General features: G+C 55.1%; 25 protein-coding genes and 1 pseudogene. 7 read left to right on the forward strand and 19 right to left on the reverse strand.

Going from position 1 to position 26,167, the window contains the following annotated elements; translation table 11 throughout:
- Positions 1-2: 2 nt before the first annotated feature.
- Positions 3-143: pseudogene (locus tag AC0YNU_RS06685) on the reverse strand (TetR/AcrR family transcriptional regulator); the annotation flags it as partial.
- A 199-nt stretch (positions 144-342) separates the two neighbouring features.
- On the opposite strand from AC0YNU_RS06685, the gene AC0YNU_RS06690 reads away from it, so the two are divergent.
- Positions 343-1,425: a nucleotidyltransferase domain-containing protein gene (locus AC0YNU_RS06690; RefSeq protein ID WP_475754512.1), complete on the forward strand. Its 1,083-nt coding sequence runs from the start codon at positions 343-345 to the stop codon at positions 1,423-1,425.
- A 188-nt stretch (positions 1,426-1,613) separates the two neighbouring features.
- On the opposite strand, the gene AC0YNU_RS06695 is transcribed toward AC0YNU_RS06690, so the two are convergent.
- The 4 genes from AC0YNU_RS06695 to AC0YNU_RS06710 all read right to left on the reverse strand — a co-directional run bounded on the left by AC0YNU_RS06695 (position 1,614) and on the right by AC0YNU_RS06710 (position 4,653).
- A complete protein-coding gene (locus AC0YNU_RS06695) occupies positions 1,614-2,369 on the reverse strand; it encodes an amino acid ABC transporter ATP-binding protein (protein ID WP_475754514.1) in 756 nt (251 codons plus the stop codon).
- A gap of 39 nt (positions 2,370-2,408) precedes the next feature.
- A complete protein-coding gene (locus tag AC0YNU_RS06700) occupies positions 2,409-3,080 on the reverse strand; it encodes an amino acid ABC transporter permease (protein ID WP_475754516.1) in 672 nt (223 codons plus the stop codon).
- 19 nt (positions 3,081-3,099) lie between these two features.
- A complete protein-coding gene (locus AC0YNU_RS06705) occupies positions 3,100-3,984 on the reverse strand; it encodes an amino acid ABC transporter substrate-binding protein (RefSeq protein WP_475754518.1) in 885 nt (294 codons plus the stop codon).
- 93 nt (positions 3,985-4,077) lie between these two features.
- Positions 4,078-4,653 carry a TetR/AcrR family transcriptional regulator gene (locus AC0YNU_RS06710; RefSeq protein ID WP_475754521.1) on the reverse strand — a complete coding sequence of 192 codons (576 nt, stop codon included), beginning with the start codon at positions 4,651-4,653 and terminating at the stop codon, positions 4,078-4,080.
- 166 nt (positions 4,654-4,819) lie between these two features.
- Between AC0YNU_RS06710 and AC0YNU_RS06715 the strand changes: the two genes are divergently transcribed.
- Both AC0YNU_RS06715 and AC0YNU_RS06720 read left to right on the forward strand, forming a co-directional pair.
- Positions 4,820-5,161 (forward strand): DoxX family protein, encoded by a 342-nt coding sequence (locus AC0YNU_RS06715; protein WP_475754523.1) that lies wholly within the window; start codon positions 4,820-4,822, stop codon positions 5,159-5,161.
- A 90-nt stretch (positions 5,162-5,251) separates the two neighbouring features.
- Complete coding sequence (locus AC0YNU_RS06720; protein ID WP_475754525.1) at positions 5,252-6,016, forward strand: SDR family NAD(P)-dependent oxidoreductase; 765 nt, start codon at positions 5,252-5,254, stop codon at positions 6,014-6,016.
- Between the two features lie 161 nt (positions 6,017-6,177).
- Here the strand turns inward: AC0YNU_RS06720 and AC0YNU_RS06725 are convergent, their stop codons facing one another.
- Positions 6,178-6,864, reverse strand: coding sequence for a TetR/AcrR family transcriptional regulator (locus AC0YNU_RS06725; RefSeq protein ID WP_475754528.1), 687 nt, complete (start codon positions 6,862-6,864; stop codon positions 6,178-6,180).
- A gap of 138 nt (positions 6,865-7,002) precedes the next feature.
- On the opposite strand from AC0YNU_RS06725, the gene AC0YNU_RS06730 reads away from it, so the two are divergent.
- Positions 7,003-8,355 carry an MATE family efflux transporter gene (locus AC0YNU_RS06730; protein WP_475754530.1) on the forward strand — a complete coding sequence of 451 codons (1,353 nt, stop codon included), beginning with the start codon at positions 7,003-7,005 and terminating at the stop codon, positions 8,353-8,355.
- A gap of 35 nt (positions 8,356-8,390) precedes the next feature.
- Here AC0YNU_RS06730 and AC0YNU_RS06735 read toward each other — a convergent pair whose 3' ends face one another.
- The 7 genes from AC0YNU_RS06735 to AC0YNU_RS06765 all read right to left on the reverse strand — a co-directional run bounded on the left by AC0YNU_RS06735 (position 8,391) and on the right by AC0YNU_RS06765 (position 16,288).
- On the reverse strand, positions 8,391-9,278 hold the full coding sequence (locus tag AC0YNU_RS06735; protein WP_475754532.1) for a M15 family metallopeptidase: 888 nt from the start codon (positions 9,276-9,278) through the stop codon (positions 8,391-8,393).
- Between the two features lie 249 nt (positions 9,279-9,527).
- Entirely contained in the window at positions 9,528-11,438 is a 1,911-nt protein-coding gene (locus AC0YNU_RS06740) for an ABC transporter ATP-binding protein (protein ID WP_475754535.1), read from the reverse strand.
- Positions 11,439-11,453: 15 nt separating this feature from the next.
- Positions 11,454-12,278, reverse strand: a complete 825-nt coding sequence (locus tag AC0YNU_RS06745; RefSeq protein WP_475754537.1) for a DeoR/GlpR family DNA-binding transcription regulator — start codon at positions 12,276-12,278, stop codon at positions 11,454-11,456.
- Positions 12,279-12,501: 223 nt separating this feature from the next.
- Complete coding sequence (locus AC0YNU_RS06750; RefSeq protein WP_475754539.1) at positions 12,502-13,734, reverse strand: RNA polymerase sigma factor; 1,233 nt, start codon at positions 13,732-13,734, stop codon at positions 12,502-12,504.
- Positions 13,731-14,081: a YciI family protein gene (locus AC0YNU_RS06755; RefSeq protein ID WP_475754541.1), complete on the reverse strand. Its 351-nt coding sequence runs from the start codon at positions 14,079-14,081 to the stop codon at positions 13,731-13,733. Before AC0YNU_RS06755 ends, AC0YNU_RS06750 begins: the two co-directional genes overlap by 4 nt.
- Before the next feature lie 248 nt (positions 14,082-14,329).
- Positions 14,330-15,307, reverse strand: coding sequence for an aldo/keto reductase (locus AC0YNU_RS06760; protein ID WP_475754543.1), 978 nt, complete (start codon positions 15,305-15,307; stop codon positions 14,330-14,332).
- A 39-nt stretch (positions 15,308-15,346) separates the two neighbouring features.
- Entirely contained in the window at positions 15,347-16,288 is a 942-nt protein-coding gene (locus AC0YNU_RS06765; RefSeq protein ID WP_475754545.1) for an aldo/keto reductase family protein, read from the reverse strand.
- A 178-nt stretch (positions 16,289-16,466) separates the two neighbouring features.
- Between AC0YNU_RS06765 and AC0YNU_RS06770 the strand changes: the two genes are divergently transcribed.
- Positions 16,467-16,805, forward strand: coding sequence for a winged helix-turn-helix transcriptional regulator (locus AC0YNU_RS06770; protein ID WP_475754548.1), 339 nt, complete (start codon positions 16,467-16,469; stop codon positions 16,803-16,805).
- A gap of 136 nt (positions 16,806-16,941) precedes the next feature.
- On the opposite strand, the gene AC0YNU_RS06775 is transcribed toward AC0YNU_RS06770, so the two are convergent.
- Together AC0YNU_RS06775 and AC0YNU_RS06780 are read right to left on the reverse strand one after the other, a co-directional pair.
- Positions 16,942-17,964: a zinc-dependent alcohol dehydrogenase gene (locus AC0YNU_RS06775; protein WP_475754550.1), complete on the reverse strand. Its 1,023-nt coding sequence runs from the start codon at positions 17,962-17,964 to the stop codon at positions 16,942-16,944.
- Between the two features lie 186 nt (positions 17,965-18,150).
- Entirely contained in the window at positions 18,151-19,044 is an 894-nt protein-coding gene (locus AC0YNU_RS06780) for a LysR family transcriptional regulator (RefSeq protein ID WP_475754552.1), read from the reverse strand.
- A 117-nt stretch (positions 19,045-19,161) separates the two neighbouring features.
- Between AC0YNU_RS06780 and AC0YNU_RS06785 the strand changes: the two genes are divergently transcribed.
- Positions 19,162-20,352 carry an MFS transporter gene (locus AC0YNU_RS06785; protein ID WP_475754554.1) on the forward strand — a complete coding sequence of 397 codons (1,191 nt, stop codon included), beginning with the start codon at positions 19,162-19,164 and terminating at the stop codon, positions 20,350-20,352.
- 100 nt (positions 20,353-20,452) lie between these two features.
- Here the strand turns inward: AC0YNU_RS06785 and AC0YNU_RS06790 are convergent, their stop codons facing one another.
- Positions 20,453-21,283 carry an SDR family oxidoreductase gene (locus AC0YNU_RS06790; protein WP_475754556.1) on the reverse strand — a complete coding sequence of 277 codons (831 nt, stop codon included), beginning with the start codon at positions 21,281-21,283 and terminating at the stop codon, positions 20,453-20,455.
- A 97-nt stretch (positions 21,284-21,380) separates the two neighbouring features.
- Here AC0YNU_RS06790 and AC0YNU_RS06795 point away from each other — a divergent pair, with 97 nt between their 5' ends.
- Positions 21,381-21,794 carry a MerR family transcriptional regulator gene (locus AC0YNU_RS06795; RefSeq protein WP_475754558.1) on the forward strand — a complete coding sequence of 138 codons (414 nt, stop codon included), beginning with the start codon at positions 21,381-21,383 and terminating at the stop codon, positions 21,792-21,794.
- Between the two features lie 364 nt (positions 21,795-22,158).
- On the opposite strand, the gene AC0YNU_RS06800 is transcribed toward AC0YNU_RS06795, so the two are convergent.
- From AC0YNU_RS06800 to AC0YNU_RS06810, 3 genes are all read right to left on the reverse strand, one after another.
- Complete coding sequence (locus AC0YNU_RS06800; protein WP_475754560.1) at positions 22,159-23,838, reverse strand: discoidin domain-containing protein; 1,680 nt, start codon at positions 23,836-23,838, stop codon at positions 22,159-22,161.
- 360 nt (positions 23,839-24,198) lie between these two features.
- Positions 24,199-25,260, reverse strand: a complete 1,062-nt coding sequence (locus AC0YNU_RS06805; protein WP_475754562.1) for an S-layer homology domain-containing protein — start codon at positions 25,258-25,260, stop codon at positions 24,199-24,201.
- A 209-nt stretch (positions 25,261-25,469) separates the two neighbouring features.
- Entirely contained in the window at positions 25,470-26,156 is a 687-nt protein-coding gene (locus AC0YNU_RS06810; RefSeq protein WP_475754565.1) for an NAD(P)H-dependent oxidoreductase, read from the reverse strand.
- Positions 26,157-26,167 lie beyond the last annotated feature (11 nt).

Below are 26,167 nucleotides of genomic sequence, written 5' to 3' on the forward strand. Positions count from 1 at the left end.
TCTTCCTTGCTTTTAAAATGATTATAAAGCGATCCCTCGGAACATCCGGCGATTCGCGCGATTTCCTTCGTGGTCGTCTTGGATAGGCCGCTAGTAAATATGACTTGCTCGGCCGCTTCCATAATTTTATTGCGGAGCTCCATAATATCTACCTCTTCTAGTCATGATCTTCGTTCATTCTATATCAGATTATGAGTGGGTGCTCAGCCAAAGTCAAATTCGGCCCCCTCCCTTGAGAGGGTGTATAAGATGAGTTAAAACGACTTTTACATAGATAACAAGCTTCTTGAACCATATAAATGGATATAAGGCTAATGAATTAGCAGAGAAAGGGTGTCAGGAATGAACGAATATATCAAGAAACAGCTGTTGGACAAAAATGAACGGCTAATAGACATGGTGATTGAACGCGCAAAGAGAGATTTTCCTGACGATATCGCAATCATTGGGGTTACGGGTTCTTATAGCACCGGAGACTTTCACGAAAAAAGCGATTTGGATTTGATTCTCATAACGAACTCGGACCGGGGCTGGGGAATTTCCTATTGCTTCATATTAGAGGATGTTGGTTATGACATTTATTGCACGCCATGGGATTCACGTATACAAGCGCAAGCAAATCTGGAGAGCCCCGGAGTTTCAAGCCTGACAGAGCTCGAGATACGATATTGCGCAAAGCCCGAGTACTTGGAGAAGTTCAATGCATTCAGGCAAAAAGCTCTTGATGCGCTTGCAAAACCAATAGGCAAAGACTGTCTGGATCGGGCGAAAAACTGGATTGACATCGCAAAGCAAGAATACGCAGGGACGATGCTGGCAGATGAGATCGGTCCCGTGCGCTATGCGTCCGCTGCTATGTTGTACAATCTGGTCAATGCCTTGGTCAGCATGAATAACGCTTGCATCAAACGAGGAATCAAAAGGTATTTAGAAGAAATACGGATGTATCCCTATATTCCAGACCATTTCGAATTCATATACTTGTCAGTAATCGAGGCAAAGACCGTAGATGAGATCAGAATTGCATCCTTGAATGCCTTAAAAAGCGTAACCCAATTATACAACTCCATGTGCGACAGCTTCGTGGCGAAACCTACTCCAACCTTTGATAATCTTAGAGGAACATACGAAGAATTATGGTGTAATTGTCGAAATAAGATCATGAACAGTGTCGAAATCCACGATAGATCGTATGCTTTTTTGGCGGCGCTAGGCGCTCAAAATTATCTGGACGAAATGACTGCGGAAAGAGGAACTCCAAAATTCGATTTGATGCAGTACTTTGATGCAAGCAATCTACAACTGCTCAAAGATAGGTTTCTTGAAATGTCGGATGAATACTTAGCCGAATATAATCAGGTTTGCAGAAAGGTCGAACATTTCGAGACCTTCGAGCAGCTCTACGATCATTACTTGAAAATATAGTTTCATATATAATCTAAATGCTTTTCCAGGAACGCCGGGACAGAAGGATCAATACACGGCTGTCTGTTCGCCCGGCGCTATACCCAAAACAAAAAAAGAGCCGCCTCGGTATAGCAACTCTTCGGCTCTTTGGCTCTTTGACGGGCAACGCGCAACTCCCGGGATGTGCTGCTAAGCCGCATTCGACTTTACACGGGACTTCGCTCCATCAATAGCGAGAGAAACTGCCGGGTACGCGCCTCGCGGGGCTGGCCGAAAATCTGCTCCGGCGGCCCTTCCTCCACGATGACGCCGCCGTCGAGCAGCACGATGCGGTCCGCGACTTCGCGGGCGAACTTCATCTCATGCGTGACGATCATCATCGTCCGTCCTTCCTCCGCCAACTCCCGAATGACCTTCAGTACCTCCCGCACGAGCTCGGGGTCGAGCGCCGACGTCGGCTCGTCGAACAGCAGCAGCTCCGGGTCGATCGACATCGCCCGCGCGATGCCGACCCGCTGCTGCTGGCCGCCGGAGAGCTGATGCGGGTATGCATCCGCCCGGCCGGCCAACCCGACCTTCGCGAGGAGCTGCAGCGCTTTCTCCCTTGCTTCGTTCTTCGGCCTGCGCCGCACCGTGATTTGCCCCTCCATCACGTTCTGAAGCGCCGTGAAATGCGGAAACAAATGATACGCCTGAAAGACCATGCCCGACTGGCGGCGCAGCGCGAGCACGTCCGCCTTCCGCGGCTTCGCGTTCGGGCGGAACTCCAGCCGCGCCTTCCCGATCACGACCGTGCCCGAGGTCGGGACCTCCAGTACGTTCAGGCAGCGCAGCAGCGTCGATTTCCCCGATCCCGACGGTCCGATCACGACGAGGACCTGGCCCTGTTCCAGCGTCAAGTCGATGCCGCGAAGCACGGACGCATCGCCGAATGATTTGGTTAAGTCGCGAACTTCGATCATGCGGGGCAAAACCTCCTTCGGCTTGGGCGATGCGAATCGTCAGACCGTGGTATAACGGTCGAAATACCGTTCGAGCTGTCGCTGCAGCACCGCAAGCACCGTGCAGAATATCAAATAAATCAGCGCGACCTCGCAGTAAATCAGCAGCGGCTTATAGACCGCCGCCGTGATTTGCTGTCCCTTCTGGAACAGCTCCGTCACCGTCACCGTCGCCGCGAGCGACGTATCCTTCACTAGCGATATGAACGAATTGGACAGCGGCGGCACAGAGACGCGCGCGGCCTGCGGCAGGATAATCCGGCGCAGCGCCTGCAGTCTCGTCTCCCCCAGCGAATACGCCGCTTCCCATTGTCCTTTCGGAATAGAGACGATCGCCGCGCGGATGATCTCCGATCCGTAAGCGCCGACGCTGAGCGTGAAGCCGATGACCGCCGCCGGGAACGCGTCGATTAGAATGCCTAGGCTCGGCAGCCCGTAGAAAATGATGAATAACTGGACCAACAGCGGCGTTCCGCGGATGATCCAGACGTAGAACCCCGCCACCCAGGCCAAAGGACGAAAATCGGACAACCGCGCGAGCGCCGTCAGCACCGCCAGCACCAGCCCGAGCGCAAACGATATCAGCGTGAGCGGCACGGTAAACATAATCCCTGCCTTCAGCAGCGGCAGGAATGAATCCGTGAATATATCCAGGTTCGTTCGTTCGCTCATGATGCCTGCCCGCCTTTGTTCACTTCGAGACGTCTTCGCCGAAATAGGTGTTGGAAATTTCCAGGTACCTGCCATCCGCCTTCATGTCCGCAAGCGCCTTATTGGCGGCGGTAACGAGCTCCGAATTCCCCTTGCGGAACAGTAAGCCGCTCTGCGACACGTTGTCCGTCTCCGCCACTACCTTGATCGGCACGTCGGGACGCGCTTTCTTCAGATCCAGAAACGACAGCTTGTCGTTGATGGTCGCATCGATCCGGCCCGACGTGAGCAGATCGATCGCCTGGTTGAACCCGTCGACCGCGACGAGCTGCGCGCCGTTCGCCTTGGCGATGTCGCCAAGGTCGCTGGTGAGCGACTGGCCGGACTTCTTGCCTTTAAGATCCGCCAGGCTCTTGATGCTCGAATTGTTCTGCTTCACGATCAGAACCGCCTTGGAGAGAATATAAGGCTCCGAGAAATCGTACTTCGCCTTCCGGTCGTCCCGGATCGTGACTTCGTTGGCGACCATGTCGAAGCGCTTGGCGTCCAAGCCGGCGAGCATGCCGTCCCACTTGGTTTCCATGAACTTCGCTTTGACTCCGATTCGCTTGGCGACCTCCTCCGCGACGTCCACGTCGAATCCCGTCAGCTTGCCGCTCTTGTCATGGAAGCTGAACGGCGCGTACGTGCCTTCCGTGCCGATCGTGATTTCGCCGGCCGACTTGATCGCCGCCAGCGAACCGTCCGTCGCCGAAACCGCATTGCCGTTGCCGGCCGTGTTGTCCGTCCCGGAGCCCGCGTTGTTCCCGGCATTATTGCCGGTATTCCCGCCGTTGTCGTTGTTCTTGGTGCCGCATGCCGTTCCCGCGAGCAGAATCGCCGCGGACAGCATCGCGACGCCGATGCCTCGCTGCCAAGATTGCATAGCAAATCCCTCCTTTATTCGAGGATAGTATGCCAGCTGTTCCCTTGGTTTATCCCGCCAGAGTGCCTGACAACAACAACTTGAGCATCGTAATTAAAGCTCCAACGCAGCCATCCCTTTAGAAAGAAAGGGCATGGCTTTCGCGATATATTCCTCTGCCGTAAGCGGGCTGTTCATTTGCCAGTCCAAGCAAGCTCCGTAAATTTCCCAACTCAGAAGGACCGACCAGATTCTCGCTTTATCCGTTTCCGATTCCGGGTACTGTTTCGCGATCAGATGGCTGAACACGGATTTCAGCTCTTCTTTGATCTTGTCTTCGACCATCGGGCGAATCGACTCGTAGCTTCTTTTGCAGGTTACGCTTAATTCCTTCTGAAACTTGGCGATGGCGAGGAACACCTTGCCGATCGAATCTTCGTTCAACAGCGCGTGGCACTGCAGACTGTCTCGTACGTTTTTGGCGAGATATTCGCTCAGGACCGCGTCCAGCAATTCGTATTTATCCGCGAAATGCGCGTAAAACGTGGCACGGTTCACGGTTGCGGCATCGGTAATGTCTTTAATCGAGGTGCTTTTGAAATCATTGCCGTGCAGCAGGTCTTCGAACGCATCGACGATCAGTCTCCTCGTCCGCATAATTCTCGGGTCTACTTTCATCTCCGTCGCCATCTTCTTGATCCCCTTTCGAGTTAAACGACATTTCTTCTGCATCGTTGCGTAAGCCACAAAAACCGAAAAGTAACGATTGTGTTCGGAATGTCGATCGAATAAACTCAATTCTACAACACCTGTTGCGTAAGCGAAAGGTGTGGAAAATAAAAGGGGGAGATCGTTAATGGATATTCTGATTTGGATTTTGCAAGGGTTGTTGGTCGCGATGTTCCTCATGGCGGGTTTAGGGAAAGTGTCGGGCGCGAAAGCGCAGAAAGATACGTTCGAGCATTTACGGTTGCCGCAATGGTTCCGCGGGATAACCGGACTCGTCGAGCTCGCCGGCGCTGCGCTCTTGATCGCGGGATATTGGAATACGGATTACGCGATGGCCGGAGCGCTCGTGATCGGCGTGACCGCAATCGGCGGACTCGGCGCCCATTTGCGGGCGAAGGATGGCATGAAAGAAACGTTCATGATCGTACTGTTAGGCATTATCGCGTTCTTAATCGTAGGTTTGATTTAACCGGGCACGCTTACTCCATGATTCGATTGGAAAGCTGGGGACGACAACGATAACATGCCCGGACATTCCGTACACCAGGAGGCAGTAACCATGGGAATCCTAGACAATAAAATCGTGCTGATAACGGGAACCGGGGGAGGGCTGGGCCGCATCGCGGCGCTGACCTTCGCCAGGGAAGGCGCGAAAGTCGTCGGCAGCGATATCAACGTCAATGCCAACAACGAGACGGTCGAGCTCGTGCGCAGCGCCGGAGGCGAAATGACCGGCATCGCGCCAATCGATCTTACCGACCACGAACAGGCGCGGAAGCTGGTTGAGGATGCCGTCAACGCTTACGGCGGACTCGATGTGGTCTATAATAACGCGGCCATTCAAAAATTCGGTCCGATGCCCGATTTTTCGATCGAGGATTGGCGGAAGACCATTGCGGGCGAACTCGACATTCCGTTCTTCGTATCCAAGTACGCGTGGCCGCATTTGGTGGAACGCGGAGGCGGCGTCATCCTTAACGTCGCGTCCATTTCCGGCATGATTGCCGGAGAGACTCCTCCGATGGTCGGCCATGCCGCTGCGAAAGGCGGCGTCATCGCCATGACCCGGCAGCTGGCATTGGAAGGCGCGCCCCACGGAATCCGCGCGGTGGCGATCAGTCCAGGACCGTTCCTGACGCCGGCCAGCGACCGCGACCTGGGCGACAATCAGGCCGCGCGGGATGCGGTTACGAAGAAGACGCTTCTGAAGCGCTTCGGACAACCCGAGGAGCTTGTGGAGCTCGCGGCGTTCCTCGCTTCGGATCGGGCCGCTTACATCACGGGAGTCAACTACGCCGTCGACGGCGGAGCGACCGCTTGGTAACGCCGCATCGATTGCGCGGGATATAAGAAGAATTAAGATATAAGAAGAACACCTTCGAAGTCAACTCCTTCGCTCGATGCGCGGAGATGACTTTGAAGGTGTTTTTGACTTACAGATAGCCGACCGCCCGTCCGATAACTGGATGTGCGGTTTTTTAAATCCTACTTCTCCTGCTCCTTCTGCTTGATCACCTGTTCAATCCCGAGCAGAATCAGATTTAAACCGAATTCGAATGACCCGTCAGTTCCCATCAACTCGAACAGCCCGCTCTTGAACATCCTCCGGAATAGGCCTGCATCCGCCTCGCTCATGGAATCCAGCAGGCTGACCATTTCCCCGCTCGGCAGTTCTCCGTTTTCCTTGAGAATCGCGGCCACGTTGCGCTGATGCTCATAATCATCCAGCACGAAGTAGAAAACATAGTTCATCAGCGTAAGAATCGCTTGCAATTTCTGCGCTTGCTCAAGCGGCGTAGATTCCATGCAGAGCAGCATGCGGTTCGTATAGCGGATGATGTCCGGCTCATGGGGAAGCGTCAGCATCATGAGCTGGGTGGAACAGGGGTAACGCCGAAGCACGCTCCGTACCGTTACCGCAAACTCCGCCAGCTGCTCCTTCCAGTCTCCATCGGAGCGGAACTCTTCCAAGGTGATTTTCGCTACCTGGTTGGCCAGACGTTGGTAGAGATCCTGCTTGCTCTTGAAATGCCAATAAAGGGACGGAGCCTGAATCCCGAGCCGGTCGGCCAATCGCCTCATGCTGAATTTCTCGATGCCTTCCTGTCCCAGAAGCTCCCACGAGGCATCCAAAATCTTATCTTCCGAAATTTGTGGCTGCTGCTTTTTCATCGCGATCCGCCCTTTTATCTAACAGTGTAAGTTTGATCTTTACAGCTTCATACGTTCATGATAACATCTAACACTGTAAGGCACAAACTAACACTGTTAGTCTGATGACAAAAATATATAGAGAAAGCAGGGATCCGCATGGAAACAGAAAACCTCCATTATTTCGAGAAAGCACCGGTTGCCAAAGCCGTCGCCCATTTCGCCGTACCGATGATGCTGGGCACGTCAATGAGCGTCATCTATTCCATCTTGAACGCCTATTTCCTTGGCACGCTCCACGATACGGCCATGTTAACGGCACTTGCGTTGACCTTGCCGCTATTCGCGGTCATCATGGCGCTGGGTAATTTGATCGGCATGGGCAGCGGAACCTTCATTTCCCGTTTGCTCGGAGAGAAAAGATACGATGACGTCAAGCGCGTGTCCTCATTCGCCTTTTACAGCAGTTTGGTTCTCGGTCTTATCGTCATCGCCGTCGGCCTCCCGTTAATCGATTCGATCGTTCATGGCTTGGGAGCAACGCCTGAATCCTTCGGCTTTACGAAGGACTACGTCACGGTCATGCTGATCGGTTCGCCTATCGTCGTCTTATTCTTCACGCTCGAGAACATGGTGCGCTCGGAAGGTGCCGCAATCACGTCGATGACGGGCATGATTCTCAGCGTCGTCGTCAATATTATTCTCGATGCGCTCGTTATCTTCGCATTCCACTGGGACGTGGTCGGCGTTGCCTCCGCTACGGTCATTTCCAATTTGGTCGCTAGCGCGTATTACGCCTTCCACATGGCCAAGAAGAGTCCATTCTTGACCATCTCCGCGAAATGGTTCAAAGCTAGCAAGGAAATTCTGGGCAATGTATTCAAAATCGGCGTTCCCGTCTTTATTATGAGCATCTTCCTTGGCGCCATGTCGCTCATCTTCAACCATTATCTGGTCGAGTACGGGGATCAATCCGTCGCGGCGTTCGGAATTTCATCGCGTCTCCTGCAATTTCCCGAGTTTATTCTGATGGGCCTTTGCGAGGGAGTCGTGCCGCTTATCGCCTTCTCCTATACCGCGAATAAATTGCGCATGAAGCATACGATTGGCTTCACGATCAAAGTAATCGTGGCGTTGGCAGCCGTATTCGGCGTCATCGTCTATCTGATTTCCGACCATCTGATCGGATTGTTCACGAATGATCCGCAATTGATCGAGATGGGCAGCTACATCCTGCATGTGACGTTCCTATCCTTGTTCATTACGGGAATGACCACGTTGTTCACGGGGATCTTCCAAGCAACGGCGCAAGGCACCGCCGCGTTTATTATGTCGATCATTCAAGGGATTACGCTGATTCCCGTCCTCTATTTCGCCAATCGAATGAGCGGCTTCCACGGTGTGGTCTGGTCGCTCGTCATCGCGGATGCCGTCGCGTTCCTTGTCGGGGCCGTCATGCTGTACGTGCTGCGGAACAAATTGCAGCCGGATTTGGAACAAATCCTGCAGTAACGGCCCGTTATAGCAAAACGCAATTCAGGTCTAGATCACGCGTCCACTACGGTCACGATCACGCCGTCCGTATTGTTGCCCGATATTTCATAACTGCCGATCGTGGGCACGTGAAGCGTGGTGCTCGATGATACCGGGAAGTAATAGACGACGTACGTCTTGTTCCCTACGGTCGTCGTGATCGATTGGCGCGTTTTCAGGTTATCCAAGTATTCTTCGAACGCCCAATGATTGGCCTGCATGATCGCGCTGTGCGGGAGCCCGACGTACCGGAAATGCCAAGGCTCGTCAATGACGCCGGTAATTTCCGTTTTATCCTCCGGATAACGGGCGATGAATCCGTACTTCCATGCGTTCTCCTTCAGCCACTTCCCTTCCGGGGCGTCTTTCATCTGCGCCTTCGTCGATCCGATGTCCAGCGCCAGTCCCAAGCTATGCTCGCTATGCCCCGGAACCGCCGCGATTTCCGGTCCGAGTTGTTCGTACAGCGCTTGCTGCTCCTCGTCGTTTCGGTAACCGCTGTTGATCAGAAAGTTATTAACCCCGGCTTTGGCGGCATCCTTGATCATCGAAGCGAACTTATGGGTTAAATCGGGCGACAGTCTGATCGTATTGTTCAGCAAGCCGAATCCGTCCAGCAGTTCCTTATGCTGATATAAATTAACCGCCTCGGCGTCCGCATCGTTGGGAGGAACGGCAATGTTCTCGTTGACGAGAAGCAGGTTTCCCTCGTGCACCTGATCGGCTTCGACTTGGATCGTAAGCTCGTTTTTCGGCGGGCTGCTCTCCGCTGTCGGCGCTTTCGACGGATTCACGTTCTCGGTTTGCTCCATCGGAGGCTCGACATCCGCTGGGGCCTTGAACCGATTGTAGAACACGCCTATCAATAGAACCGCCGCAAGCATGAATAGCCACTTTCTCATTTCTTGTTTCCTCCTCATTCTCTCTCTCTTTCACTCTTCCACTCTCTCTAGGTTAAAGAAATCAAATGAAAATAAAGCGGCTAAAAATCTTAAAGATTTATGAATTATCACGCGTTCAAGTGCTTGTCAAAAATCGCGAATGGATATGTGTACGTCTTCCAAGGCGGACAAGAACGTTGTCTCCCAACAGCAAAAAAAGCCGCACCTGGCGCGGCCATTCATGCGTTCCCGTGCTTGCCGCAGCTTCGGTTAAGACCTATCCTTGACCTGCTGCGGCAGCTCGCCATCAATATGGAACTGGGTTTCATACAGTTCTTTGTACAGCGGGTCGCGCTCCACCAGCTCCGCATGGGTGCCGATGGCGGCGATGCGCCCTTTCTCCATGACGACGATTTTGTCGGCATTCAGTATGGTGGAGAGCCGGTGCGCGATAACGAGCGCCGTGCGGCCTTCCAGCAGAACGGCAAGCGCATCCTGGATTTTGCGCTCGATGACGGTGTCCAGCGCGCTGGTCGCTTCGTCCAGCAGCACGATCTTCGGTCCTTGAAGCAGCACGCGCGCGATGGCAAGCCGCTGGCGTTCGCCGCCCGACAGCCGATACCCGCGCTCGCCGACTACCGTGTCATAGCCCTCCGGCAGCGAAATGATCGTGTCGTGGATTTGCGCCGCGCGGCACGCAGCCTCCATCGCTTCCGCCGTTGCCGTATCTCTCGCCAGCCGCAAGTTGCTCGCGATGGTATCATGGAAGAAGAACGGGTCCTGCGGGACGAGCCCCATCTGAGCGCGTAGCGCATGCAGCGTCAACGATCGCGTATCCATGCCATCCAAGTACAGATGTCCGCTCGCCGGATCGGAGAACCGCGGGATCAGATTCAGCAGCGTCGTCTTGCCGGCTCCGCTCGGGCCGACGAGCGCTACCGTCTCGCCCGGTTCAATGGTCAGCTCGATATCCCGCAAGGCCCAGCGGATTGCCGGCGACTCCGTCTGCTTCATCTCCGCAACCATGTCCGATTGATAGGAGAACGAGACCTTCTCCATTCGAATCCGTCCTACTACGCTATTGTCCGGAATGGTATCTTGACCGTCCTGCACCTCAGGCTCCTCGTCCATAATGCTGAAGATCCGACGAAACAGCGCCACGGAGGAAAGAATGCTGACATGAAGCTGAGCCAATTGGCTGAGCGGACCGTAGAGCCGGGAGAGCAAAGCCGTGAAGGCGACGATCACGCCAAGCCCGATCTCGTTCTGCAGCACCAGCCAGCCGCCGTACATCCAGAGCAGCGCCGGCCCGATGGACGAAAACATGTTCAGCCACATGAACAGCCACCGGCCGATCAGCGCTTGCCGCACCTGCAGGTCGCGCAGCGTACGGTTCGACTCGGCGAACTCCTTCTCCTCGGCGCTTTGCCGATTGAAAATCCGAATGAGCAGCGCGCCGCTTACGCCCAGCGACTCGCTGAGCTGCACGGTCATTTTGGACAAATAATTCTGAATATGGCCCAGCAGTTTCTGCCTGGACTTGCCGACGCGCTGCGTCGGAATGACGAAGCCCGGCACGACGATGACGGCTAGAATAGCGAGCCGCCAATCCATGCTGAACATCAGGAAGAGCGTCGCCGCAATGCTCAGCAGATTGCTGACGAAGCCGACGAGCGTCGTCGTGACGACGCTTTGAATCGCGGTAACGTCATTGGTGACGCGCGACACGAGATCGCCCGCCTGCCGGGAAGCGAAGAACCCGACCGTCTGGCGCTGCAGATGGCGGAATAACGCAATCCGGTAGTCCGCCATCACGTTCTGTGCGATCAGATTGCTCAGCCACGTCTGCAGAACGCCCAGCAGTCCCGTTCCGATGGAAATCAGAATGAGCGTCAGCGTGTATTCCACGATGATCGACATCCGGTGCTTCTGAATGCCCTCGTCGATAATCCGCTGCGTCAGCCATGCGGGAATGACGCCGCCGAACGACGTTGCCAGAATGACGATCGTGACGATAATGGTATACGGCCAATACGGCACGAACGCGCGCAGGGCGCGACGGAAGATCGCCCAGTCGAAATGCTCGTTTTGGGCAAGCTCCCTCATGCGCCAGCGGTTGCCTCCTCCGCCCTGCCCGCCTCCGCTTCCCGCCCCTAAACCCAGCCCGCGAAATTCCTGCATGCCGTCAGCTCCGTTCTATGCATGGTCTTCATGGTCTTCATGGTCTTCTTCCTTCGGCGCCACGACGACCTTGACGCCAAGCGCCTGAATCCGTTCGATGGCTTCCGGATCGGCATCCCAATCCGTCACAAGCACATCCAGGTCTTCGATCATCCCTGCCTTCGCGAACCCGTCGTTGCCAAGGGAGCGGTGCGTCGTTATGCCGATCCGTCTGCGGGATGCCGCAGCCACCGCTCGTCCGAACGCCGCCACTTCGGGCGTCGAGACGAAGATGCCCTCTTCCGAAATGCCGCTTCCGGTCACGAAGCTGATATCGAATTTAAACTGGCGGATAAACTCGTTCGCGATGACGTCCGTAATATTGCCGGATGACTTGACCCGGCCCCCGATCAAGTAGGTCTCGATCCATTCTCGCTCCCGCAGCATATCGGCGATTCGAATGCTGTTCGTCACGATCGTCAACGGCATGCGGTCGGGCAGGTACTTCACCAGTAAGTACGAAATCGCGCCGCTGCCGATAAAGACCGTGTCGTTCTCCCGCAGATAGGAAGCGGCATGCTTCGTAATCGCATTCCCCTGCGGGGAACCATCCCCGTACCGTGCTTCGGGCGGACGCGAAACTTGCCTAACCTTCCTTGAGGATATGGCCCCGCCATGCGTTTTCTTGAGCAAGCCCTGCTTCTCCATAATCGACAGGTCCCTGCGAATGGAATCGATCGATATCTGATATTTATCAGCCAAGTCCTTGGCTAGTACGCGCTTCTCTTGCTCCAGCAGCGCAAGGATCTGTTCCCTGCGCTCTTCGGCGAATAAGCCCGCTGTATCCTGCTGCTGGGTCATGCCTGATCACTCCCGAATCATCCGATATGGATTCGATTATATTCCTATATCCTCCGTCTTTCAACACAATATCATGCGGTTATGTTCATTTTTGTTCACTATTCATCTTTAAAGTCCATATGATGCGCAATAAACCTTCTGCAAGACGCAACTGCTATGCAATGAAAAATCGGAACCTAAACATGCAGAAAGCCGCCAATTGGCGGCCTTCCGGCAGAAACGGCTAACATGCAAGAAATTGCTTCTCCAGAAACGCTCGGATAGCTGAATCCATGCTCAGACCGATAGCCCTGCTGTATGCGGCGCGGGCCTCATCGAGCTTCTTCGTCCTCCTGAACAAATGGGCGCGCAGTGCCCAATAAGGCTGATAGTTCTTCACTGCTTCTGCCGGCAGTTCATCCAACAGCGCCATCCCGGCTTCGGCGCCTCGCGCTTCGGCAACCGCTGCCGCGCGGCCGACGATTGCGCCGATCGTCGGAGCGATACCCGCGAGTCCCTCGTACAGCAGGGCAATCGCTTCCCATTCCGTGCGGCTCGTCCAAGCACGCTGAGCATGCACGGACTGAATCGCCGCTTCAAGCTGGAACCGCCCGATGCGGTTTCCTTGCGCGGCAGCGCGAAGACAATCCTCCGCTTCGCCGATCATCCCGATTGACCAGCGCGAATGATCCTGCTCGGATATCGGCACATAACCGCCTGCCTCGTCGCGACGCGCTAGGCGGCGCGCTTCGCAGTGCAGCATGAAAGCCAGCAATCCCAGCGCTTCCGGTTCCTCCGGCATGAATCGCACGATCATCCTGCCCAGGAAAATCGCTTCTTCGGCCAAATCATGACGCCTGCGATCAACGCCGTCGATGTCATCCCACGCGCTTCCGTAGGCTGCATAGATCGCTTCAAGCACGGCTTGAAGGCGCTCCGGCCATTCATCCTTTCCGGGTAAATCGAATCGGATGCCGTCGCTCTTCAGTTTCGCTTTCGCCCGGGTAAGGCGCTGCCCCATCGTACCGGGCTTAACGACAAAAGCCGAAGCTATACGGGCCGCGTCAAGGCCAAGCACGCACTGGAGCATAAGCGGCGTGCGCACGGCGGGGTCGATTCCGGGATGGGCGCAAATAAACAGCATCTTGAGCCTTTCATCCGGGAATGACGTCTCGGTTCCTGCCCATTGCTGCGCATCTTCCGTCATTGCGATCAACGCTTGCTCCGCGCCGGATTGCACGCGGGCATGACGGGTGCCGTCGATCAGCCGATGCCGTGCGGCAGTGAGCAGCCATGCCTCGGGTTTGTCCGGCACTCCGGTCGCCGGCCATTTCTCAAGCGCGGCCAGGAAAGCGTCCGCCAGCGCATCCTCCGCTGCGGCCAGGTCTCGCCAGCGCACGGCCAGAAACGCAACCAGACGGCCGTAGGATTCACGGGCCGTCTGTTCGATAACGCGGCGAGCTTGCAGGATGCTCATAACGTAATCGGATGCAAGTTAGGGCGAACCTCGACCGAGCTGCCCGGACAACGTGCCGCCCATTTCAATGCGGTATCCATATCCGGCACGTCGATGATCATCAAACCGCCGATTTGCTCTTTGGTTTCGGTGATCGGGCCATCCTGAACGAGCCATTCACCGCCTCTGAGATTGACCGTAGTCGCGGTCTCCGGGGGCTGGAGACCTGCGCCATTGACGACAATGCCGGCTTCGAGCAGCGCTTTGACATAATGGGCCCAGCTAGCCGCGTACGCTTCCTTGTGAATCGGATCGTTTCGTTTGGCGAAATCCTCTGTCGTCTCGTACATTAACAGTGTGTAGTGCATGGTTATTGCTCCTCTCAACGTTCATAATAGGTTGTTTTACGATGTTTTCACTATAATGACGAGCCGGATGGATGGATTTCTACATCGTGCGAAATTTTTTTTGTTACTCTTTTACTTCTCAGTCTAGCACTTAATCTGCCGCAGGCAAGAAGAAGGCAGCGAGCAGCCTAATAAAACAAAAAAAGCCGCTAACCGCGGCTTTAAATGGTAGGTCTTATTCGAATCGAAATGATGGATGAGAGGAGCGTTTACCACGCATATGCTTGCGGAGCTTCCCCGCCCGGTCCCGGGAAAATTTCATCCAATCGTTTCATCGTTTCTTCGGTAAGCTTGATATCGACCGCACGCAGCGTATTTTGAAATTGCTCCAAGGTTCTCGGTCCGATAATAGGCGCCGTCATGGCGGGATGCATCAGCGTCCAAGCCAGTGCGACATTCGCATCGCTTTCGCCGATCTCCAGGCAAAGTTTGCTGAATCGTTCAAGCTTGTCCCTGTTGGCTTCCACCCGTTCTTGAGATCGCGTGCTTCTGCCATTTACGGCCTTCAACGCATTACCTCCGAGCAAGCCTCCGTCCAGGGGGCTCCAAGCAATGACGCCGATTCCATGTTCTTCGGCGGCCGGAAGCACTTCGAGCTCGGGAAGCCTGCACAACAGGCTGTACTTATGCTGTTCGGAAACAAGTCCCACCAGATGTCTTGCTTTCGCTTCGTATTGGGCTTTCACCAAGTCTCTTCCGGCAAAATTGCTGGCGCCCACGTAACCGATTTTCCCCTGATTCACATGCACTTGAAAAGCGCCCCAGAGCTCGTCCCAGCTTACATTGCGGTCTACATGGTGCATTTGGTACAGCTCGATATGATCCGTGTTCAAGCGGCGAAGCGATTCTTCCAAGTGGCGTCGGATTTTGTAAGCCGACAACCCGCTCCGTTGATTGGGACCATCCGCCGGATTTTCCATTTCGCCATACACTTTGGTGGCCAGAACCACCTTTTCCCTGCGGCCGCCGCCCTGCGCGAACCAGCGCCCGATGATTTCCTCGGTTCTTCCCCTGTTTCCTTGCCCGCCATAAACGTTAGCCGTATCGAAGAAGGTGACTCCGGCATCCAACGCGGCGTCCATGATCCGGAATGATTCCTTCTCGTCGGTTTCGGGTCCGAAATTCATCGTGCCCAAACATAATCGGCTGACCTTCAAGCCGGATTTTCCCAGATATGTATATTCCATATCCAATCCCTCCCGATCTGATTGTAATAAACCGTCGTTTTAGGCAGTCAATATTTCTTCAATCCGGCTATTGATTTCTTCGCTAAGCTCGATTCCCGACGCTTTGGCGTTATCCGTCACTTGCTCCGGACGGCTAGCCCCGACTAGCGCGCTTGCGACGTTGGGTTGTCGGAGAATCCAGGCCAGAGCCAGGTTTCCGACGGAAATTTCGAGCTCCTTCGCGATGCCTTCCAGCTTGCGGACCTTCGCGAGCTTGTCATCGGTGATGCCATTGCGCATCCAGTCCAGCTTGGCGGCGCGGCTATCGGCAGGAATGTCGGCGGCTGACGTATATTTACCGGTCAACAGCCCTTGCGCAAGCGGCGAAAAAACGACCTGTCCGATGCCGGAGCGTTCGCCGAGCGGAATGACTTCCTTCTCGATATAACGTTCGAACATGTTGTAGACGGGCTGGTTCACGACGATGCGGTCCAGCAGGAAGCGGTCCGCGACGCCAAGCGCTTCCGCCATCTGCGAGGCCTGCCATTCGCTGACGCCGACGTACAGCACCTTGCCCTGCCGTACGAGATCGTCCAACGCGCGGAGCGTCTCTTCAAGCGGCGTTTCCTGGTCGTAGCGGTGACAGTAATAAAGGTCCACATAATCATGGCCAAGCCGCTTCAGGCTGGCATTCGCCTGTTCGACGATATGCTTTCTGGACAGGCCGCGATCGTTCGGTCCGTCGCCCATAGCCCCGAACACTTTGGTCGCCAGCACGTACGATTCGCGCGGATAGGCTTTCAGCGCTTCCCCGACCAGCTCTTCGGCTGCGCCCCGTTCGTATACGTTCGCCGTATCGAAGAAGTTGATGCCGAGCTCGTAAGCCGTTTTAATCGATTGGACTGCATTTTCACGCTCGACATAACCGCCGTATGTTAACCAACTGCCCAGGCTTATTTCGCTCACTTTAAGGCCTGTCCCGCCTAATTTTCGGTATTTCATGAAGAATTCCCTCCTAAGTCGATTTTGTATCCTCTTTACGAGAAGACCCCTTCATTCTAGAATAGTTTATATCGGATTTAAAGAAGTGAAATTTTTTTCACTATATTATAGAAGATATACTTGCTATACTTTTGTAAAGTAATAGGAACGAACAACAAACGGGGAGCGAAGCGCGCAAATGACAAGCAAATCGAACAGTTATATCCCTAAGGTACCGGACCAAATCGAATGCAACATCGAGAAGACGCTGGATGTGCTTGGCGGAAAATGGGCCTTTCTGATCATCCGCGAATTGTTCGGCGGCACCAAACGCTTCGGTGAATTGCAGCGCCATATCCCGAATGTCAGCCCGCGGGCGCTGACAAGCACGCTGCGCCATCTCGAGGAACAAGGCGCACTGGAACGCCATGTATTTCCTACCGTGCCGGTGACCGTGGAATACACGCTTACGCCGAAAGGCACGGATTTGCATAAGGTTCTCAAGGAAATGAAGCTGTGGGCGGCACGCTGGACGTAAGTACTCCTCCGGCCCTAAGGGCTTTGACAGAGTAAAGATTTGACCAAGGAAAACAATGCTTGTTATTGTTGGCATACGTGAACGACGAAAAGCCCGGCCTCCCAGCCGGGCTTTTCTAAATGTCACGATCGTTTCCCTACTCGTTGACCATGACCATCTTGATCGCGGATCCGCGATCGTCGCGCAGCGCCTTCATCGCGTCCGGGAACGCGTCCAGCGCGAACGTATGCGAGATCAGCGCATCGCCGTCGACGGCGCCCGACTTCAGCAGCTCGATGCATTTCGGGAAGAACAGCGCCGGCGTCGCGTGGGAAGCCCGCAGCTGCAGCTTCTTGAAATGGAACTCGTTCGCGTCGAACGAGATGTTCGCGCCGGCGCCGTATTCGATGCCGATGAAGCCGATCACCCCGCCCGTCCTTGCCGCCTTGAACGCCGACGGAATCGTCGATGGCGGCGCCGACACGAGCACCCGGTCCACCCCGCCGCGGTCGAAGGCGTACGTCTCTAGCGGGGTCTTGTCCGTATAAATGATTTCGTCCGCCCCGAACGCAAGCGCAGTCTCGATGCGCTTGACGGAATGGGAACGGGCCGCGGCGTAGATTTTGCGCGCGCCGCGAAGCTTCGCGAGGCGAAGCGCCATCAGGCCGATCGGTCCGAGGCCCAGGACAAGCACGTCGTCGCCCATGCGGATGTCGACCGTCTCCGTCAGGTCGATCGCGACGCCGAGCGGCTCCGCGAGCGACGCGACCGCGAAGGACAGCCCTTCGAACGGCACGACGACCTCCTTCGGCGCGACGATATAATCGGAGAAGCCCATGGAGAAATTCCGACCCCAGAAGCTCGGCCCTTTGTTGCATAGATCGTAGCGGCCGTCGCGGCACCATTCGCAAGTCCGGCAAAACGTGCTCGTCTCCAGCGTTACAGAGGAACCTTCCTCGACATGGCTCACGCGCGCGCCTTTGCGGACGACGACGCCGGCGATTTCATGACCGATCGCTTCCCAATCGGCCGCGGCCGACTTCACGCTCGTCATGTCCGTGCCGCAGATGCCGCAGGCTTTGACCCGAATCAGCACCTCGTCTTCCCCGATCTCCCCCAGCTCGCCCTCGCGAAGCTCAAACTGAAACGGCGCCTTGGCGTACCAAGCATTCGTTTTCATCCCCGTATCCTCCCTAGCCAAACCGTATTCGTGTCCTTTCGACAACTCCCTCCATTATAAGCCTTCGCGCGGAAACGGAAAGTCCGTTATCGCGCCAAGCTATTCCGCTGCCTCGCCGTCATTGCCTTGCCATAGAAAAAAAGCCTGATTGCTCAAGCTTTCATTTCAAACCTTATGTAGCACGGGTTATGTCTCGATCGTCCGTGCGGCCATCGCGCCGAAGAATTCCAAGACCACTTCGCGGAATTCCAGAGCGGCCGGCGATATATATCGTCCTTTGTGCCACAATAAGGCGATTTTCCGCACCACTTCATGCGTCTCGACCTGGAGGTAGTTGATTTGCGCCCGATCGTTCCTTGCCGTGCTTGGTATGAAGGCTATGCCGATCTCGGCTTCCACCAGATTGACGAGTCTTGCCGGTTCATCCCCTTCGTACACGTAATGAGGCTCGAATCCGACCGATCTGCATACCGCGTCCATCAGATCGCGCGTACCGAAGCCGATCTTTACCCCGACGAACCATTCATCCTTCAGCTCGGTCAAGGATACGCTGCTTCGACCCGCCAGCCGATGCCCCTTCGGAACGGCGACAAGGATGGGATCGATGAACACGATTTGACATTCGATGTCATCCCGTTCGACGGGGGGCGAGGACAAACAATAATCCACCTCTCCCCTTTCCAGCAGCATAATCATTTCCTGCGTGGTCAGCATTTGCACATGAAACTGAATATTGGGCCGCTTCTTGCGGAATTCCCGAAGAATGTCGGGCAATACGCTTGCGCTGGTCACCCCCAACTCAAGCGTGCCGTGATCGGGACTGGATAATTCGCTTAGCTCCAGCTTCCCCTGCTCCAATTCGAACAACGCCCTTTCCGCGCGCCGAAGAAATCGTCTCCCGAACTCGTTCAATTGCAGCTTCCTGCCTTTTCGATCGAACAGCGAGACCCCCAGATCCTCCTCCAGGCGTTGAATCGTTTTGCTTAACGAGGATTGCGTAACGTGCAAGCTCCGGGCGGCTTCGGTCACGTGTTCCGAACGGGCTACCGCAAGGAAATAGCGCAGTTGAAGAAGTTCCACGATCGCACACTCCGTTCATTCCTTCTAGTCAATGAGATTATAGCATGCAATGCGTTGGAATAAATAATAGATTTCAAGTACGATGACAATAACAGTGCATAGAAAGGATTGAACAGCATGAATCGGAAATTCATTGTTTATCTGGTCGCGTTTGCCGCATTTCTCGGGCCGTTCACGCAAACCATTTACACCCCGGTGCTGCCCGAAGTCGCCAGTCAACTCCACTCCACCTCATTCGTCGTCAACTTGACGATTTCAGTGTTTACGTTATTTCTGGCCATCATGCAGATGATCTATGGTCCGCTCACGGATTCGAAGGGGCGCCGCAGCGTCATTCTATTCGGGATATCGCTGTACGTGCTCGCTTCGGTCGGGTGCTTTTTCTCCGGAAACATAACGCTTCTGCTGATCTTCCGAGCGCTGCAGGCGATCGGCATCGCAGCAGGCTCGGTCGTTGCCGTCACGGTCATCAGCGACTTGTTCGACGGAAGGGAACGCGGCCAAGCGATGGGAACCTTTCAAATGCTGGTTTCGCTTGGCCCCGTGCTCGGGCCGGTCATCGGCGGCTTCCTCAGCGGATTGTTCCATTTCCACTCCGTGTTTCTCGCGCTTGCGGCAACGGGTCTGCTCGTGCTGATTTTCAACTTCCTCTATTTGAAGGAAACGAAGCCGGACAGCGTCGAATCGGGCCGGTTTCAACTGCGCGATTTTGCGGCGATTCTTCAGAATCGGGTCGGATCGTCCATTATTTATCTGGGGTTTATTCAATATTACGTGTTTTATGATTTTCTTGTCTTCCTGCCGAACATCCTAAGCGACCGTTACGGCTTGTCGGCCGAGCAGAAGGGATTGGTATTTCTGCCGTTGTCGCTTTGCATCGTCGTCGGCAGTTTTGTGGGCGGGAAGATCCAAGCACGGATAGACGGAGAAAAGCTGCTCGTGCTGATGACGTATCTAAACGCTGTCTCGGTGTTGTTTTTCCTCTTGTTCTATTCGATTTCATTAGGTTGGCTGCTGGCCGGAATCGTCTGCTTCGGGCTATCCCTCGGACTTTCGCTCCCCGTGCAGACGACGCTGTTGACGGGCGCTTATGCGAAAAACCGCGCGACCGCCGTCGGTGCCTACAACTTCTTCCGTTATATGGGCATGGCTTGCAGTCCGATCGTCGGCAGTTTGGTTTATAAACTAGGCGGCTATTACCTGTTGTTCGGTTTCGTCGTGTTCGTCTTTCTGGCTTATGCGCTCGTGTTGTCGCGACGTCTCCTTGGCGCGCGGGCAATGCCTTCCAAAGTCGTAGACTTGGATTAGCACCTGCCATCATCTAATTACCGTGCACGAACAAGACGCCTCCCATGATGGGGGGCGTCTTGTAGTTTGCGTGCTGATCATAAGTCTCGACCGACTCGCTCTAGCCGTTGAAATAGTGTCCCTGCTCCAGGTCCGCGATAAGTCCAGGCTGCTTGGGCTGCCAGCCAAGCCATTCTCTCGTCCGCGCGCTTGATCTATGAAGGTCGAGAGACGCGATCAGACCTAGAAAACCGAATTGAGCTTCCGCTTGCTCGCGCGGAATGCTGACGACCGGCACGTTCAAATGACGACCGATGACGCCGGCAATATCACGGAACGGAATACCCTCATCGTCCACGCCGTCCAGACGTGCGCCTGCAGGCGCGGATTCCACCGCAAGACGGAACAAGGTTGCCGCATCCAGACGGTGAACCGCCGGCCAGCGGTTGGTTCCGTCTCCAATGTAGGCCGATGCGCCTCTTTCACGGGCAATTTGGATCAATCTCGGCACGAATCCTTGATCTCCTTCGCTGTGCACGGACGGAGCAAGGGAAACGACCGATGACCGTACACCTCGCTCTGCAAGCGCGAGCACCGCATCTTCCGATGCTTGGCCATTCGCGTGAGCAGTGATGACGAATGGCTTTCCAGAACCGGCGAGAGCCTCTCCCATTGCCTCGACGGCGCGAAGATCGGTCGCGAGCGATCCGGCGAAATCCGAGAAATCGTGATTAAACGCCAGATGAATGACGCCGTCCGCCGAGGCCGCGCTGCCGCGAAGGCAATCCAAATCCTCTAGAGCTCCCTTCTGCACTTCAGCTCCTAATCTCTGCAAGACCTCGGCCCCCCTATCAGAACGGATAAGGCCTACGACCTGATGGCCAGCCTGGATAAGTTCTCTGACAACGGCGGTACCGATATAGCCAGCCGCTCCGGTTACGAATAAACGCATGATATCTCCTCCTTAAGCATTTGACGACGTGTACAACTCCAGTCTAAACTATGAAGTGCACTTTAAGGCAAGCATGTTGGAGGAGGCGTATATACGGATGAAAATTCAACAATTGGCTGACAGGATGGGCTTGACGCCGCAAACGATACGTTTTTATGAAAAAGAAGGCTTGCTTGACAGTAGGCATATTCAACGAGAGAAAAATAATTACCGCAACTATTCGGACGCCGCGATCGAACGATTGAAGATGATCAAGAAGTTTCAAGGCATCGGCTGTTCGTTGGCCGAGCTGAAGACGATTCTGCAAGACCATGATACGAATGCGCGCACCAATCAAGAAGTGATCGCGTGGATTGGCCTGAAGATCAGCGAGATCGAGCGCAAGAAAGCCGAATACGACCAGATGATCGAGACGCTGAACTGGATGCTGAACTATAGGAAGACGCTGATCGCGGATCCGCAGAAAGCGGAGGCAATGTTGGCGGAAGTGCAACAACATGATCGCGATTGATTGAAGTCCCATCAGGATAACTTCAGGGAATTGCAAGCGTCGCGAAAGCGGCGAAGCGTCGCCGACCCCTCGCCGGCGAATGGCGTTTATAAAGCAAGGCGTTGGAAAAAATGGTACATGCATCGACATGCTAACGTCCTTATTTTGCTTTTTTCGACCGCAGCCAAGAGTTGTTCCCGGAAACGCCGGACCTCGCGGAGCGGAATTGACCTTCTGGACACAACCAAGGCAAACAGAAAAAGACCGGTCAAAGAACCGGTCTTTTCTCTGCTAACATCGCTTAATGCCTCTGAATCGGCAATGCGTCAGGCGGCCGGCAAGCGCCGCATCTAGCCTGCACCCGCCACCCTTGAGGAGTTATTCCTTACTGCGCGAGCCATTCGTCCAGAATGAGACGGGCGACCGCGGCAAGCGTCTGGATCGTGATCTCGCCGTTGTCGAACACGTCGGCTGCCGCTACCGCGGACCAGCCTTCGTCCGTCGATGTGATGCCGAAATGCTTGATGAGCAGCATAAGATCCTTGATGGTTACGCTCGTTTCGCCTGGAATGAGCGTAATCAGCTTCGTGAGGAACGTCTGCACCGCCGCGTTCAAGGTGCTTGTCGCCTGGTCGACCTGCGCTTGCGATGGCTTGGTGCTTGTATTGACCGCGCTGGCGGCATCGATCGCGGCTTGCAGCGTCGCTTTCGAGCCGGCTGCGTACTTGCCGATCTTCGTGCCTTCGACGGCCGCGTTATGCTTGCCCTGCGCGGCGCTGATCGCCGCTGCCAAGGCGGTCCTGTCGGCCGGCGCGACGACGATCTTCGCGTCGAATTCGCTCACCGCGGTCGCGAGCGCCGCCGCGGCATCGTTGATCTGCTGCTGCGTCGCGGTCGCGTTGGCGAGCACCGCCGAAGCGCTGTCGATCGCAGCCTGCAGCGCCGCTTTCGCCCCCGGCATGTACTGGCCGATGCCGGAGCCTTCGACCGCCGCGTCATGCTTCGCTTGCGCGGCATTGATCGCCGTGCTGAGCCCGCTGCTGTCGATGGTGATCGCGATGCTTGCCGCAGCGCTCGTCACGTCGGCCGCGACCGTAACGTCGTCTCTCGTCAGCGACAAGGACAGCACGGATAGCGCAGCCGAACCGACCGTCGCAGCCGCCTTCACTTTGCCGTGCAGCTGTAACAGAGCGCCGTCGGTCGATATGCTCTGGCTGCCGGTTTTGGCCAGCAGCAGACGAATTTGCCCAATCGCCGGCTTGACGGCGCTGCCGATAACGTTAATGCCGTCTCGCAGCGACGCGTACGCGCTCTCGGCCAGACCCAAATTGCCGTCTTCGTCCGTCGTCGTAGCGAATTCGAGTCGCGACGGATCGTAGTTCACGATCAGATCGCCGACCGTGTACGACTGATTCACGCCGGTAACGCTGATGGACGTATCGAACGACTGGCCTGGCCCGACTGCCGAAGGCGCCGACAGCGTGCCGGTCAGCACGGATGGGTTCGTCGGCGGTTCAGAGGAATAGGCAATCCGAATTTCCGTGGCGGACGCGCGCCCGGAAGGATCGGATTCGTTCTGCCCGGCGGCCGTAGCCACGAGCTTCACGTAACGCGCCGTCACGGGAGCGAAATCGTCCGTTCTCCATTGGCCCGAAACGTTGGGCCATTCGCCCGCGTATGCCTTCGTCCAGCTCGCGTTATCGGTGCTGACCCAAATTTCGTGGCTCGTGATGCGGCCGGTCCATTCGTAGTCGCCCAAAAAATAGCGCAATTCCGAAACGTCGGTATAAGTCGTGCCCAAGTCGATCACCAGCGATTGGGGCATAGCTTCCGTTGTGCTGGACGCCCATTTCGTGTAGATATTGTCGTCGATCGCATTGGCTGGCCCTTCGTTCCAGCCGCCGCCGGTCTCGCTGGATGCCCAAGCGGTCGCATGGGTCAAATCGATGTCCGTTACGCCGCTATTCGCCGCGGCGAATGTGCTCCACGTGAATAACGAAGCAAACAACGTCGTGCTTAACAGCGCGAGCATCGTTCGTTTGAGAGGCTTCCCGTATTTCTTCATCCCTTCTGTCCTCGCTCCTTGTATTCGATTTGCCTGCTCGAATGTGTCGTATCTGGGCATGGTCGATGCTAAAAAGCGGATGCGGCGCTGCTCCCTTTCCTGTTTCAATAGCCGGTCAGGCCGAGCATGCAAACTGGCTCCGATCCCCTCCTTCCAAGACTGGTCGACTGCGGCCACCATGCGGTGCCCGTCCTTTCCATCATAGCGCAGCATGTAAGCCTTTACATCAGACAAAAATCAGCTTTTTCACGGGTAATACTACACTTTGTATCGAAAATTCCATTGCAATGTTCATTTTTGTATCCCTATTAGCAAAAAAAATCCGCGCTTAGGCGCGGATTCATGTGCATAATCGCAATTTTATTCGGCTGCCGGCGCGTCGTTAGGATTGACCGGCGCAGGATGCGCCTTCAAGTAGGCGACGGCGTTATCGACGGCTTCCTGGGCTTGCGCAAGCGTCAATTCGGCTTTCGGCTCGAAGCTGCCGTCGGCGTTCAATTTCACGATGCCGTATTTGAGCGCGCGTTGAATGGCGCCGGAGTTGACGACGTCGATCTGGTCCGCGTCCTTGATATCGGCCGGGACGATGTTGATCATCGGCAGCTTGCCCGCCTTCTCCATGGCTTGTACGAGCAGCGTCGTGAACGTTTCGCGCGTCAACGCGGCGTTCGCATCGACTTCCTCGCTCAGGGAAGGCGTTACGCCCGTCGCATCGGCGATCAATTTCACGCCTTGCGAGACGGTTACTTTGCCGTTCTCGCCGGCCGAGGCGACGTGAGCTTTCAAGTACTCGAGGGCATTATAGATTTCTTCGGCTGCTTCCGACCGGGAGATGATCGCTTTCGGATTCACTTTGCCGTCCTCCCCTAATTGAAGGATTCCGTAGTTCAGGGCGCGCACGATCGATCCGGAGTAATCCACGTTGATGTCGTCTTGATCGGCGATCTCGACGGCAACCGGCTTGATCATCGGCAGCTTGCCGGTGACTTCGATCGCGTGAATCAGCTCATGAATGAATTCTTCGCGGGTCAGCAGCTGATTCGGGTTCAAGTTCTTGGGAAGTTCCAGTCCGTTGACCGCCGCGACGATCAGCGCGTTCGCATACCAGGCGTCGTCTGTGGCGTTCGGGAAGTAATCCGAAGCTTTAGGCTCCTTCAAGAACCGGACCAAATCCAGGTTCAGGTTCAGCGCGTTTACGATCAGCTGAATGCCTTGCGCCTCCGTCATGATGGCGCGCGGCGCGAATTGATCGGCCGAGATGCCTTGGATCAAGCCCCGCTGCTGCAAGGAAATGATTTTATCTTTTGCCGCATTGTTGCCCAGATCCGTAAAGTCCGAAGTCGCCGCGAAGCTTTGCCCCGCGAAAGCAACCATCATTGCCGCCGTTGCCGTCATTGTTACCATCTTGAATGTCTTTTTCATTCCGTTCACCTCATGTAGTCGATTTTGTTCGTTCACATGGTAGACGGGCATTGGCTAAATAAGGTTACAGTGCCAAGGCTCTTTTTAGTGTTAATCTCTTGTAAACGATCTATGCCATCCTTCCCCGCGAAAAAAAAAGCCGACTCCGGTTCGTTACCGAAGTCAGCTGTTGAAGTTTAGTTAAGAAGCGGAGTTGAATCGCTTCTTAATTAGAATGTTTTTGCGATTTCACGCGCTTTTCGGATCGTCTTGTCTTTGATCGTCTGCGCTTGATCGGAAGCTGCGCCCATGCCTTCCACGAAGATTCCTTCCAGACTCGGAACGCCAAGAAACTTCATGATCACGTTCAAGTGGCGATGCCCCATTTCGAAAGCGGCAAAGTCCGATCCGGGCGACAATACGCTTCCGCTGGCTTGGATATGAACCGCTTTTTTACGGTCCATTAATCCGACCGGACCTTTGTCCGGCACATATTTAAACGTTTTTCCGGCTACGCAGATGGAATCGATATAGGCCTTCAACACGGGCGGGAACGAAAAGTTCCAGATCGGATTCACGAACACGTATTTATCTGCTTCCACGAATTGATCGACCAGTTCGTTCAAGCGAGCGACTTTGGCTTGTTCCGCGGCGGACAACGGCTTGCCCTCCCCGGCATTCCTCCATCCGTTCAGCACGTCGGCATCGATTTCCGGTATGTTCGACTTATACAGGTCAAGATGAACGACTTCATCGTTAGGGTTAGCTTTTCGATACGTATCGATAAATGCAGCCCCGACGGACATGCTATAGGAAGTCTCCTGATTGTTCGGATGAGCCGTTATATAAAGCACTTTTTCCGACTTGCCTTTGCCGTTGTCAGAGGAGCCGAATATTTTTTTGAGAAATGAGACCATTATAGGATGAC

It is taken from the genome of Paenibacillus sp. J31P316 (assembly GCF_056269105.1).